This is a genomic window from Anaerotruncus sp. AF02-27, from assembly GCF_003465835.1.
GTDB lineage: Bacteria > Bacillota > Clostridia > Oscillospirales > Ruminococcaceae > Anaerotruncus > Anaerotruncus rubiinfantis.
The window spans coordinates 154978-167294 of sequence record NZ_QSBX01000005.1 but is presented as its reverse complement, the minus strand read 5'-3'; the positions used below and the strand labels follow the sequence as shown (position 1 = coordinate 167294).

Here is a 12317-nt window from a genome sequence, read left to right as displayed (position 1 = left end):
GACGGCAGGACGTGGGCCAAAATCCGTTTGCGCAGCCGCAGCACCGGGGACAATCCGGCGTATTATCAGGCTAAGGCGACAGAGGCCGAGCAGCAGATCACAGACGCAGACCTCGCGCTAATGGCCGCAGAAAAGGAGATCACCGACCGAGACTTGCAATTGATGGAGGTGCAGAACCAATGAGGACATATACCTATGACACAATTGCCGCGCTGTACGCGAGTGGTGGTATCACCGACGCGCAGCTTGACGGCACCGGGGCCGAGCCGGGCAGTTTTAACGAGACGCACAATCTGGTTACGCAATTGAGCTGGTTTACGCAGGAGCAGGCCAACGCGATCCGGGCGGGAGCGGTTGACCCTGAAACGGCGGACATGCTGGCGGCTATCAACATCTATGAGGGAGGCGAATGATATGGGCATGTATGAGGACAGAGCGCGGGTAAAGATGGCAAATTATCGGGCGGCAGCATCCGGCACCACCGACGAAAAGGCAATCCTTGCGCCGGAGCTGTTTGACCGCTGGAGCGCCGAAAGCGTCGCCTATGCCGTGGGCGACCGGGTGCGGTACGGGGATCTGCTGTATAAGTGCCTGACCGCGCACACCAGTCAAGAGAGCTGGACACCGGACGCTTCCCCATCCTTGTGGGTACGGATCGACGATCCTGCAATCGAGTGGCCGGAATGGAGGCAGCCGCAGGGCAGTACAGACGCTTATGCAAAGGGCGCAAAGGTATCCCACAACGGCAAGCACTGGATTAGCGACCTTGACGCAAACGTGTGGGAACCGGGTGTGTATGGCTGGACGGAACAGACGGAATAACCTTTGAAAATCGAATAAGGCTGACGATTGAAAGAGCGGCGCGGATGTGGTAGAATACGCATAGGCGCTGTTGAAGACGGCAGGCGGTTAGCCCTCCATCCCTCGTGGGAGGAGGTGATGCAGATGATTACATATTCAGAACTGTTCCAGTTTTGTCTGGTGATAATCGGCATCGTTGCTCTGTTTCAGAGCAAAAGAAAATAACCGCCCACACTCCTACATGTAGCGGTTATTTTTCCGTAAACATTTAGGGGCTAACCGTCTGCTGACAGCGCCTCTTTGTATCTCCATTATAAGCCGAGCCGGGAAAGATGTCAAGAACCGTCAGTCTGAAAAGGACTGGCGGTATTTTATTTAGGAGGATTACATAATGAAAATCAATTGGGAAGTACGCATTAAAAACCCGCTCTGGTGGGCGCAGATGGCATGTGCCGTTGTCCTGCCGATCCTTGCATATTTCGGCCTTGCGTGGGAGGACATGACCTCCTGGGCGGCGCTGGGCGGGATCTTTGTTCAGGCCGTGCAGAATCCCGTCGTGGTGGTGGCGGTGCTCGTGAGCGTGTTCAACGCCCTGACCGACCCGACAACCGCAGGCGTGAGCGACAGTAACCGCGCAATGGGGTATGTGCAGCCGTACAAGGACAGGGTGGTCAAATGAGTCAGCGTCTTACACTCCCGTTTAAAACGCTGCTTGTCACAGCGGGATACAAGCACCCGGATTATTACGCCTACCACAAATTTAACCACTACGGAGTGGACTGCTATGACCCGAACACTCATGATGTGCTTGCGCTGGGCGACGGCGAAGTGGTTGCATCCGGTCAGGACGGACCGACCACCGCCGGCAAACTCTCGCGTCTGGGGCTTGTGACGGTTATCATCTACCGGGATGTGCTCTGCAATAATGGCAAGGTATGCGATCTGGTAGCTCGAACCTATCACCACGCAAAAGTGCAGGTCAGGGCTGGGGATAAAGTCAAACGCGGACAGGTTATCGCGCAGTATGGCAACACCGGTGCGAACACGACCGGCCCACACCTGCATATTGAGTTTGACACAGATACCAAATTCCCGACGCTGGCCTATGGGGTATCGGTAACGGCCAACAACCGGATCATCAACACGCTGGCGGAATACAAACGCGCGGGAGGATTGGCGGACAGCACGATAGACCCGGACGACGTGTGGTTTGTGGGAGAGGGCCAGACCATCAAGGGATATTCTGGAGGCTGGTACAATCCTGATGATGTCGAGGTCCCGGAGATGCCGCAGGACGGGCCGGACTATGCGGCATTATACGAATCCATGAAAGCCGAGCGGGACGCTTTGCAAACGAAATATGACGGACTGGTGGCCGATATACAGGCGGTGATCAGCAAATACAGGGGGTAACAGGATGGATGATTTAGCCGTAAGACTGGCCGAAGTAGACCAGCGGGGAAAGTCTAATTCCCATCGGATAGACGACCTTGAAAAGCGGGCGGACACCTTGCAGGAGCTGACAACCTCGGTGAAGCTGCTGGCGGCGAACATGGAACGGATGGCGTCGGAACAGATGAAGCAGGGGGACAGGCTCACAGCGCTGGAAAAGCAGCCGGGGGAACGCTGGAACAGCATGACGAGGACAATCTTTACAACCGTCGTTTCCGCGCTTGCCGGGGGGCTGGTGGCAGTGCTGACAGGACTTGTGAAATGAAAAGGGCGGGGCAGGTTATTCCTGCTCCGCCTATTACAATCTCATATACATAGGGATACATTCATTAAGAAATCTTGTATTATCAGGGACCATAAATTCTGAAAATTCTTTAAATCCATTCCGAGTGTAGAATTTAACTGCGTCAGGAACGGCATACAAAATTATGTATTCAGCTCCAATCGTGTTTTCGCTGATATTGTAACATATTCGAATTAAATCACATAAAACCTGATCGCTAAAGTAAAAATGATCTTCTTCTGGATAATGTTTCATTTTATGAAAATCAGACTTTATAGCGAAATACTTTATTGAAATTGCAGGAATCGTATTCCGATACTGACCAATTACATGTAGAATGCCGGAGCAAGCCAAGCACGCAACACCAACGATTTTTCCAGATGATCTGTCTACGGCCAGATACGTAACACTTCCGCTGTCTTCTCGGCATTCTTTATGAAAAAATTCGTTAATTGCAGAATTTCCACAATCAAAATCCTCTAATAACGATCCGTTACTAGAGGATAGTTTGAAGAATTCAAATTGAATCTCAACGCCGTACAAAGACAACATCCTTACTTTTGGGATTTGCTTTTGTTCCAGATTTCTTTCTGGGAGGAACGGTCAAGAGCTCTTTTTAAGGCGCTTCTATCTGTATCTTCCAGAAATTTCTTTGCCTTTTTAGGATCTAACTCAAATGATAGATTGATTGGTTTAGATAACACGGCCATTAACTTATCCTCCTTTTCTTTGTTTTTCATTAATATCACCCATCTGATGATATCACCAAATAAGTGCATACTGTGTCGAAATTTTAAAACATCTTTTGTGCTTTCATTATAACATACAAAACCCAATTTACAATAATATTTTGAAATTTTCTTAAATTTCTGAGTTCATCTGCCTCCACCCGAGGCGGCCTTCTTTATGCAAAAATGCCCGCACACGGCGGGTATCTTTGCAGGGAGACGAATTATTACCCGGGGCATCGGGTGATGTAAGCTTACCATATATTAACATGCTACTATATAGGATATATCGCAAACGTGAAACAAATATTGAAAGATTGTGAGTTGTCCTAAATATTCGTATGACCGCAAACGATATCATGAGGCGGAATTTATGAATGGATATGTGACTGGGGGAACTGGATGATGCAGTGTCAAGTCTTTGTGTTAGCGTTTGCTTACTGTGTATTTTCTGTGTATAAAATGCTACTCATCTTTACTCAATACCGCCCAATACTACACAGCAAAAACAACTTTCCCAATCCTCTCAAACTCCCATTTCAAGCTGTTTTGTCGCATAAAAAAACAGTCTCCAAGGCGTTATCCTCAGAGACTGTTTTGGCGGAGATGGAGAGATTCGAACTCTCGAGGAGCTTTTGACCCCTACACGATTTCCAGTCGTGCGCCCTCGACCAAGCTAGGCGACATCTCCATATTTTGTTGTCTGTTTCTTGACACCATGTTATTATATAACACTGGAAGATAAAAATCAAGTCTTTTTTCAATTTTTTCTGCCAAAATATTCCCAGCGCTTCCATTGCCAAAACTCCCGGCAGGCTTTAGAACAGCCTGCCGGACGGCAGCTCCTGGACGAATTGACGCATCTCCTGTTTGGATTGGATCTGATGCGTATGATCAATAACCGCCTGCTTTTTCTGATCGGGAAGGGCTGCAAAATACTGCATCGCCTGCATATTCTCGGCCAGGGCCATTCCAAGCCCCATCGGCATCTGCGGACCGTTCACGTAATTTTCCAATGTAAATCACCTCACGGATAGTATGTAGAAAAACACGTTGATTATCCATGAAAAAAGCCCGCTGAAGCGGGCTTTTGTTTTAAGAATGTTCTGAATTTACATGCACACGGACGTATTTGCTTTCCCGTATTGTCAGAATAACCAGGACCGCGGCAACCAGGATATCCATCACGGTTCCGATGACCGCGAGCTCCAACATACTGACCTCGGCGCGGCTGAATACTTTCATATAGATCAAGTTGAAGATAATTGAGCACAAGATCGTTCCATAATAGACAGCCAATTCTTTCTTGGTAACAGACTTGATAATATTTTTACAGATTAAAATGATACCGACCGCAACGGTCACTCCAGCTGACACATAAACGGCAACCGGAAGGCGTTCAAAATCTGTCGAAAACAAAAATGTCAGCGCCAGAAACTTTACGGCTGTTTCCAGCATCATCAGGTACAGCATTACCTTCTTTAGCAAACACAACCCTCCAATCCATTCAAATCACACGTAAATCCGGATAATATACAGATTTTACGTAGAACTTAATTGTATCGGATTTTCAGGATTCTGTCAAGTTTTACCCCTTTTGCGGCCTGTTTTCGCCGTCCACAAGGGCACCCATATTCTCAAAACTGCCCGTAAGCAGCGCCACAATCCCTTTGTAAACCACCACTGGGTCCTCCAGAAAACGTTCCTGCACCTGTCCGCAGCACGCCTCATCAGGCAGCAGGATGGTCACGGAAAGCAGGTCGCTGCCCACATCGGTGATCGTCAGCGTCAAAAGATATCCGTCCTCCACTTTTTGGACAGCAGTTTTATTATGCACCCGCCGTTCTTTCATGAGCAGATGACGCTGCGCTGCCTGCACGGATTTCTCCCGCACACTCAGCGGGAGATTCTTTTCAAACATCTCCGCGGTGCGCACGCCCAGATTGGCGGCCTGATAGCATTTTTCCCCTTCCGCCGCGCAGACGATTTCAATATGTCCGCTTCGAACAAGTCCGGATGCGGCGCTGGCCACCTCAAAATAATTCCCGATTCCTTCCGCCACAAAAACCTCAATCAAAGCGGAAACCGGCATCGGTTTCTCAAGCTTTTTCAGGATGTAACAGATCAGGATCTTTATTTCATAATCGGCTGTCAAACCGCCTGGTTCAACGCCCGCGCGAAACACGTCATACATGCTTCCACCTCCATGCCAAACATTTACCAGTTCTATTCTACATGATTCCTGAAAAAAATGCAAAACCTAAAATATTCGCTCAAAACAGGCTCTATCCCGCCCAAAATATGCTATAGTATAAATGAAATCAGCAAAAGAGAGATGTACATGAAAGATCAATCCTCACAAAATAAAAAACAATTTTTTTTGCTCGGGCTGGCATTCGGTATCGGCTTCCTTTTGATCGGCGGCTGCACACTCCTGCTCATGCCCTGGTTCAGACAGCTATCAGATCCGGCCGCGCAGCAGGCGCTTCAGGAATGGATCCATTCGCTTGGTATGGCCGGCTGGCTTTTTACGCTATGCATCCAGATACTGCAAATCATTGTCGCTTTTATCCCTGGCGAACCGGTCGAACTGCTTGCTGGTGTGCTCTATGGCACCTGGGGCGGGCTTGCCACCTGCCTGCTTGGCGTGCTGCTGGCCTCTTCCACCATCTTTTTTTCCGTGCGCAGATTCGGCTACAAGCTGATCCGCCGCCTTTTCGGAGAGGACAAGCTCAAAGAGTTTGATTTCCTGAGCAATACCGAAAAAGTCGAGGCTGTCACCTTTGTCCTGTTCCTCATACCCGGCACTCCAAAGGACATGCTCACCTATCTCGCCGGAGTCAGCCGGATCAAAGCCGCTGATTTTCTATTCATCTCCACCTTCGCACGCATCCCTTCTATCATCACTTCCACCATGATGGGCGCAACAGTCAGCCGCGGCAACTGGAAGCTCGCACTGGTTGCCTTCCTGCTCACCGCCGCCATCGGTTTCTTCGGCATTTTTTATAAAAAGAAAATCATGGAATCCCTGCACCGCCACAGCAGAAAAAAAAGGGCCTGAGCAAATCAGGCCCTTTTTACGTTCATTCTGGGGTACATACTTTAGCGGATCAGATGAATCCGCAGGAGCAGCTGGGTACAATACATCGTAAAATATTCCGCCAGCTCACATCCATACCGTTCAAACAGAGCCTCTTTCCCATGTCCGCACAGCCGCGCGAACACCCGTCCGATGGCACAGGGATCGTCCGGAGCGGCACGGTCCGAAAGGATATACATTGAAAAGGCCGCCGAGTCGGTGATCCGCTCATAGACCTCTGGAAGCGCCGACTGCACCGTTTCATAAAACGAGGAAAGCGCCGACTGCGCCACAATTGAATTGGGTGCCATGTCTTCGATGACCTTGTTTATAATATAGGCAAACATCACCTGCCGCTGCGCGATCGTCAGTTCGTCGTCATATTCCCCGCAGCCAAACCAGACGATCCCCTTTTCTCCCGCGGTAATCTCGGCGGCGAAGTCCTGCCCGAGACATTTCGCCTTTTCCATATTCCCGTTGGCCTTCTCCCGCGCGAACGCGTTGGCCGCGCCTTCCCCGGTGTCAAACACTTCGGACGGGTCGTCCGGCACAATCTTCATATCACTGTCGTCAAATACCGGCATCGGTCTTTCCCTCCTTTCCGGCGGATATTCCCCATTCAGGGATCGATTGCCTGCGTGAGCGCGATCGAAAGCTGATCCGGGCAAGAGGTGCTTTTCCCCCCGCATTTGATGCCCTTTAACAGTTCAATCACGTCCTTCGCTTTCTGGCCCTTGACCAGCGCGCAGATTCCCTGCAGATTTCCGTTGCAGCCTCCGATGATTTCTATGTCCCTGATAATGCCGTCCTCCACATCGATATTCATTTCCCGTGAACAGACGCCTTTCGTTTTGTAATGGATTTCCAACTGATGATTCTCCCTTTACTTCTTCAGATTGACGCGCGCGGTCCCGGTGCGCACCGCTTCATCCGCCACGGCTTTGGCAACCGCATCGGCCACCTTTTTGTTGAGCGGGTCCGGAAGGATAAAGTCCGCGCAAAGCTCGCTTTCCGAAACCATCGCGGCGATCGCCTTGGCGGCCGCAACCTTCATCTCCTCGGTGATGCCGCGCGCGCGTACCGCCAAGGCCCCCTTAAAGATGCCCGGAAAGGCGAGCACATTGTTGATCTGGTTCGGGAAGTCGCTTCGTCCGGTCCCAACCACAGCCGCTCCACCGGCCTTTGCTTCGTCCGGCATGATCTCTGGCGTGGGATTGGCCATCGCAAAGATAATCGGGTCCTTCGCCATGGTGGCGACCATCTCCCGGGTCACAAGGCCCGGACGGGAAACGCCGATAAACAAATCCGCGCCAACCAGCGCATCCGCCAGCTTACCCTGCTGTTTGGCGGGATTGGTAACCTTGGCCATTTCCGCCTGCGGACCGGTCAGCCAGTCCGCGCCCTCATAGATGATGCCGCCGATATCGCACATGGTGACCTCGCCAAAGCCCATTTTAAGAAGCAGCTTCGCAATGGAAATTCCAGCCGCGCCAGCGCCGTTTACAACGATTTTCAGTTTCCCCATCTCGCGTCCGGTGACCTTGATCGCGTTAATGATCGCGGCGCTCGCAATGATGGCCGTGCCATGCTGATCGTCATGGAATACCGGGATGTCACACTCCTCCTTGAGCCGGCGTTCGACCTCAAAGCAGCGCGGCGCGCCGATATCCTCCAGGTTAATGCCGCCGAAGCTCTTCTCAATGAGCTTGACGGTGTTTACAATGGTATCCACATCTTTGCTGTTGATACAGATCGGGAACGCATCCACATCCGCAAACGCCTTAAACAGGGCGCACTTTCCCTCCATAACCGGCATGGCTGCCGCCGGTCCAATATCACCCAGTCCAAGCACGGCGGTGCCGTCGGTGATGACCGCCACCATATTGCCGCGGCGGGTGAGTGTGTAGGAAAGGTCCTCATCCTCCGCGACCGCCAGGCTCGCCTGCGCAACGCCCGGCGTGTACGCCAGCGAAAGATCCTCCCTTGTATTGAGCGGGGCGCGGGAAACCACTTCGATCTTCCCCTGCCATTCGTAATGCTTTTGCAGCGCTTTTTCTTTCAGATCCATTAGAAAGCCTCCGTCATCATAATCTATGTTGCAGCCGTGCTAACGGCTCTTGGACAGCTTAAAAATCCGTTCGAGCGAATTTTTTTCGGTCAGGCAGGTGCCGATGGGGTTTGGGCGCGAGGTAAAGCCCCCATGGAAATCGGTGCCGCCGGTTGGGATCAGGTGATAGGTTTCAATGAGCGCGTCGAGCGCGGCATCGTCCTCCGGACGGTTGTTCGGGTGGAACCGCTCCAGGCCGTCGCACAGGCCCTCCCGCGCAAGCTCCCCGGCAAGCTCGATCGAACGGTAGGAGGACGGATGCGCCACCACGCAGATCCCGCCCGCGCTGCGGATGAGTTTTGCAGCTTCCCACACGTCGGGATATTCATGACGCACATAACAGCTTCCCTGCGGGCCAAGCAGCTCTTTGAAGAGCTTTCCGTAAATCTCATTGGTGTAGCCGAGGTCGATCAGCGCATTCATAATGTGCGCGTAATAAAGCGACGCGGAACCTTTCGCGTTGCGCAGGATGTGCTCCTCGGTCACAGGGAAAAGCTGCATCACCTTGCGCATGCTCTCACGCACGCATTTGTCGCGGTTTTCCAGTGTGCGTTTCAGCAAACCTTCTAGCCGGTCCGGGGTTTTGGGCTGATAGCAGAGAAGATGCACCTTGCGGCCGCGGCTCCGATCAAAGGCGGAAATTTCCACGCCCGGGATCACCCCGATGCCAAACCGTTTTCCCAGCTGTTCCGCGCGGTTGTTGCCGGACAGGGTATCGTGGTCGGTCAGCGCAATAAAATCGAGCCCCGCCCTTTTGGCGTAGAAGATCAGATCATCTATGCCCATAGAGCCGTCTGAAAACCGTGAATGACAATGTAAATCTCCGATCATTCTTCTACGCCTCCCATAATAAAAATTCTAATAATATATTATACAACGTTTTATACATCATGCGCAACTTATATTTTGAATTTGCTGCGCGGATATGCTATACTGAGACAGGTTGAAAAACTATTTTTCCTGGAAATGGAGTCTGCTATGTCTTATTGTATTGACGCGGGGATCTGGTCCTCTGTTTTTGCCGTCCCGGCCGCGGTTGTGGACGAGCATATCAAGATGTGTTCCCCGCTTTCCCTAAAAATCCTGCTGGTCATGCTGCGCCACGGGGGGATCCCGGTCGACGCTTCCTGGCTTTCCGAACAGCTCAATATCTCCCCCGCCGACATTTCCGACGCGCTTGGCTACTGGGTCGAGACCGGCATCGTCCGCCGGACGGATGCGCCGCCTGTTGCCGCGCCCGCCCGTATGGCGGAACCTGCCGCGGCTGCTCCCTCCGCCGCGGCTGCGGCAGTGCGGGAGGAACATGCCCCCACCGGACAGAGGATCGTCACCATATCCGCGCGGCCCAAAATCGCGCGGGAGGACATCGTCGAAATGGCAAACGCTGACCCTTCCCTCTCCCAACTGCTGCGGGAGGCGCAGAGCATCCTTGGCGCGCCGCTCACACCGGTGGAAAGTGAAATTCTGATCGCGCTTTCCACCTATTACGGGATGCGCTGCGATGTCACGCTGATGTTGCTGCAATACTGCGTTTCCACCGGCCATAAAAGCATGAATTACGTTGAGAAAACCGCTGCTTCCTGGCTCGAACGGGGCATCGACACGCATGAAAAGGTCGAGCAGGAAATCCTGCGGCTGATGCAGCACAACGAAAATGAATCGAAAGTCGTAAAAGCGTTCGGTCTTCACAGCCGCGGGCTTACCCCGCGGGAACGGGAGTTCGTCGACAGCTGGTTTTCGCTTGGGCTCGATGAAAAACTCATCTGCCTCGCCTGCGAACGCGCCGCTGAAAACACCGGCAAGGTTTCGTTCGCCTACGCTGACCGGATTATTCAATCCTGGAAGCAAAAAGGCATCGTTTCCGTCAAGGCCGCGCTCGACGATCTGTCGGCGGGAAATCCCGCCAAACAAAAACAGAACAAATCCGCACAGACCGGCGACAGCTCGCTTGACATGGATAAAATACACCGGCTGCTGCACGGCCAGACCGAAGGCTAGCCACAGCCCTGGAGGAAACAATGGGATACGCAAAGGAAATCTACAGCCAGGCGCGCCAGATCCTGGATGAACGCAGGCAGAAAGCGCAAATGCGCGCCGAACAGCGCCGCACGGAGCTTTACCGCGAGCTGCCGCGCCTTTCGGAAATCGAACGGATGCTCGCACGCACCGGCATCGCGGCTGCGCAGACGGCGCTCGCAGGCGGCGGCGCGCAGGAACAAATCGAACGGCTCAAGCAACAGAATCTCGCACTGCAAAAGGAGCGCGCGCAGATTCTGCGGGACGCGGGGCTGCCGGAGGACTTTCTGGCGGTACACTACGTCTGCCCGGACTGCGGCGATACCGGTTATGTCGGACAGGATCGATGCGCCTGTTTGGCAAAGCTTCTGCGCCAGCTCGCTTACGGCAAGCTCAGCGATACGGTCAGCGGCGCCTCCGACTGCCGTTTTGAAAATTTCAGCCTCAGTTACTACCCGGACGAACCCAGCGGTCCTTATGGAATCGTTCCGCGCCGCGCGATGGACAAGGTACTGAACGCCTGCCGCGCCTATGCCCGCAACTTTACCCCGCGCAGCGACAGCCTGCTGCTTTGCGGCGGCACCGGGCTTGGCAAAACCCATCTTTCGCTCGCCATCGCCGGCGAGGTGACAAACCGGGGTTTCGGCGTGGTCTACACCTCTTCCCAACGGCTGCTCGACAGGCTTTCCCAGCAGCAGTTCAGCCGGGATATCACCGAGGATTATCAGCAGATGGCGCTTTCCTGCGACCTGCTCATCATCGACGACCTCGGCGCGGAATTTTCCACAGCCTTCACGGTGGCCGCGCTCTATAACCTTATCAACTCCCGGATCATTGAAAACCGCCCCTGCGTCATCAGTACCAATCTCGACGAAAATGGCCTGCGCGAACGCTACGGCGACCGGATCCTTTCCCGGCTGCTCTGTGCTTACCGGCCGCTCCAATTTTACGGCGAGGACATCCGGATGATCAAACGTTTCGCTTGTGCAAAATAGACCAAAGGCCGCGCATTCCACCGAATGCGCGGCCTTTTTTATTTGAGCTGGTTTTTGAGGAAGGTCATATAATTTGCGAAGTGCGCGAACACAATACCCGGCTCCTGCAGGTCAGGACACCAGCGTTTGACCCATTCGAGCGTGACATAGCCCTGATAGCCGTTGTCCTCAAGCAGCCGCAGCGCGTCGAAAACCGGCACGTCGCCGTAGCCCATCATCCGATAGGCCACCTGTCCATTTTGGATAACCGAATCTTTGACGTGCATATACTTGACCCATTGGCCGATATTCGCATAAGTCTCGGCCGGATTTTCATGATAAAAACGGAACGGATGATGCAAATCCCACAACACGCCCGCCGTCTCGGGATCGGTGCCGTTCATAAAATTCCGCAGCGATTTACTGTCGGCAAGCGAGCCGCTCGTTTCAATCAGCACCGAAACACCGGTCCCCTTGGCATAGGAGCAGAGCTTGTCATAGAGGCCCTTCGCCTGCAAAACATTGTCCTCCGGGCGCGGGTCGGGGTAGCTAGAAATCATCACCCGCACAAACGGCACCGAAAGCCGCGCCGCCAGGTCGATATAATCCTTCGCCTCCTGCACAAAGCATTCCGTGTCGCCCGGCGCGCCCAGGCAGGCGCCCGAGGTGAGCATTGGGATTTCCATGCCGGCCTTTTTGAGCCGCTCCATCGTCATCCGCGCGTTCTCCGCCCCAAACGCCTTGATCTTCGGCGCGTACATCTGGTTTTCGATGCCGCGAACCTCGATCCCGTCCAGCCCGAGGTCCTTTGCCGTGGCGAAAATTTCATCCCACGACCAGCCTGGGCATCCCAAAGTCGAAAAAGCGATTTTCATCG

At 53.1% G+C, this 12317-nt stretch carries 19 protein-coding genes and 1 tRNA gene; 9 read left to right on the top strand and 11 right to left on the bottom strand.

Going from position 1 to position 12317, the window contains the following annotated elements; translation table 11 throughout:
• The 6 genes from DWV16_RS19015 to DWV16_RS06615 form a co-directional block, all read left to right on the top strand.
• On the top strand, window positions 1–183 hold a 183-nt coding region (locus tag DWV16_RS19015), incomplete at its 5' end, for a hypothetical protein (RefSeq protein WP_158572805.1).
• Complete coding sequence (locus DWV16_RS06635; protein ID WP_118478363.1) at window positions 180–413, top strand: hypothetical protein; 234 nt, start codon at window positions 180–182, stop codon at window positions 411–413. The genes DWV16_RS19015 and DWV16_RS06635, both read left to right, overlap by 4 nt.
• A 1-nt stretch (window position 414) precedes the next feature.
• Window positions 415–822, top strand: a complete 408-nt coding sequence (locus DWV16_RS06630; RefSeq protein WP_158572804.1) for a carbohydrate-binding protein — start codon at window positions 415–417, stop codon at window positions 820–822.
• Between the two features lie 370 nt (window positions 823–1192).
• Window positions 1193–1480, top strand: a complete 288-nt coding sequence (locus DWV16_RS06625; RefSeq protein WP_118478361.1) for a phage holin — start codon at window positions 1193–1195, stop codon at window positions 1478–1480.
• Complete coding sequence (locus DWV16_RS06620) at window positions 1477–2214, top strand: M23 family metallopeptidase (protein WP_118478359.1); 738 nt, start codon at window positions 1477–1479, stop codon at window positions 2212–2214. Before DWV16_RS06625 ends, DWV16_RS06620 begins: the two co-directional genes overlap by 4 nt.
• 4 nt (window positions 2215–2218) lie before the next feature.
• A complete protein-coding gene (locus tag DWV16_RS06615; protein WP_118478357.1) occupies window positions 2219–2518 on the top strand; it encodes a hypothetical protein in 300 nt (99 codons plus the stop codon).
• 33 nt (window positions 2519–2551) lie between these two features.
• On the opposite strand, the gene DWV16_RS06610 is transcribed toward DWV16_RS06615, so the two are convergent.
• The 6 genes from DWV16_RS06610 to DWV16_RS06585 all read right to left on the bottom strand — a co-directional run bounded on the left by DWV16_RS06610 (window position 2552) and on the right by DWV16_RS06585 (window position 5458).
• Window positions 2552–3079, bottom strand: a complete 528-nt coding sequence (locus tag DWV16_RS06610; RefSeq protein ID WP_118478355.1) for a hypothetical protein — start codon at window positions 3077–3079, stop codon at window positions 2552–2554.
• Between the two features lie 11 nt (window positions 3080–3090).
• Entirely contained in the window at window positions 3091–3276 is a 186-nt protein-coding gene (locus DWV16_RS18845; RefSeq protein WP_147349440.1) for a hypothetical protein, read from the bottom strand.
• 586 nt (window positions 3277–3862) lie between these two features.
• Window positions 3863–3955 (bottom strand) — tRNA-Ser (locus DWV16_RS06600).
• Between the two features lie 127 nt (window positions 3956–4082).
• A complete protein-coding gene (locus tag DWV16_RS06595) occupies window positions 4083–4280 on the bottom strand; it encodes a hypothetical protein (protein ID WP_118478351.1) in 198 nt (65 codons plus the stop codon).
• Between the two features lie 79 nt (window positions 4281–4359).
• On the bottom strand, window positions 4360–4752 hold the full coding sequence (locus DWV16_RS06590) for a hypothetical protein (RefSeq protein ID WP_066459984.1): 393 nt from the start codon (window positions 4750–4752) through the stop codon (window positions 4360–4362).
• Between the two features lie 100 nt (window positions 4753–4852).
• Window positions 4853–5458 (bottom strand): DUF4364 family protein, encoded by a 606-nt coding sequence (locus DWV16_RS06585; RefSeq protein ID WP_118478349.1) that lies wholly within the window; start codon window positions 5456–5458, stop codon window positions 4853–4855.
• 147 nt (window positions 5459–5605) lie between these two features.
• Here DWV16_RS06585 and DWV16_RS06580 point away from each other — a divergent pair, with 147 nt between their 5' ends.
• Window positions 5606–6325 (top strand): TVP38/TMEM64 family protein, encoded by a 720-nt coding sequence (locus DWV16_RS06580; protein WP_066459986.1) that lies wholly within the window; start codon window positions 5606–5608, stop codon window positions 6323–6325.
• A 41-nt stretch (window positions 6326–6366) separates the two neighbouring features.
• Here the strand turns inward: DWV16_RS06580 and DWV16_RS06575 are convergent, their stop codons facing one another.
• Genes DWV16_RS06575 through DWV16_RS06560 form a run of 4 tightly spaced genes read right to left on the bottom strand, consistent with a single transcriptional unit; the run spans window position 6367 to window position 9281 of the window.
• Window positions 6367–6927: a hypothetical protein gene (locus DWV16_RS06575; protein WP_066459987.1), complete on the bottom strand. Its 561-nt coding sequence runs from the start codon at window positions 6925–6927 to the stop codon at window positions 6367–6369.
• 35 nt (window positions 6928–6962) lie between these two features.
• On the bottom strand, window positions 6963–7211 hold the full coding sequence (locus DWV16_RS06570) for a TIGR03905 family TSCPD domain-containing protein (RefSeq protein WP_118478347.1): 249 nt from the start codon (window positions 7209–7211) through the stop codon (window positions 6963–6965).
• 15 nt (window positions 7212–7226) lie between these two features.
• Window positions 7227–8411 carry an NADP-dependent malic enzyme gene (locus DWV16_RS06565; protein WP_066459988.1) on the bottom strand — a complete coding sequence of 395 codons (1185 nt, stop codon included), beginning with the start codon at window positions 8409–8411 and terminating at the stop codon, window positions 7227–7229.
• Window positions 8412–8450: 39 nt separating this feature from the next.
• Window positions 8451–9281 (bottom strand): PHP domain-containing protein, encoded by an 831-nt coding sequence (locus DWV16_RS06560; protein ID WP_066459989.1) that lies wholly within the window; start codon window positions 9279–9281, stop codon window positions 8451–8453.
• Window positions 9282–9428: 147 nt separating this feature from the next.
• Between DWV16_RS06560 and DWV16_RS06555 the strand changes: the two genes are divergently transcribed.
• Together DWV16_RS06555 and DWV16_RS06550 are read left to right on the top strand one after the other, a co-directional pair.
• Window positions 9429–10448 (top strand): DnaD domain protein, encoded by a 1020-nt coding sequence (locus tag DWV16_RS06555; RefSeq protein ID WP_158572803.1) that lies wholly within the window; start codon window positions 9429–9431, stop codon window positions 10446–10448.
• 20 nt (window positions 10449–10468) lie between these two features.
• Window positions 10469–11461, top strand: a complete 993-nt coding sequence (locus DWV16_RS06550) for an ATP-binding protein (RefSeq protein ID WP_118478343.1) — start codon at window positions 10469–10471, stop codon at window positions 11459–11461.
• 38 nt (window positions 11462–11499) lie between these two features.
• Here DWV16_RS06550 and DWV16_RS06545 read toward each other — a convergent pair whose 3' ends face one another.
• Window positions 11500–12315, bottom strand: a complete 816-nt coding sequence (locus DWV16_RS06545) for a sugar phosphate isomerase/epimerase (protein ID WP_066459992.1) — start codon at window positions 12313–12315, stop codon at window positions 11500–11502.
• Window positions 12316–12317 lie beyond the last annotated feature (2 nt).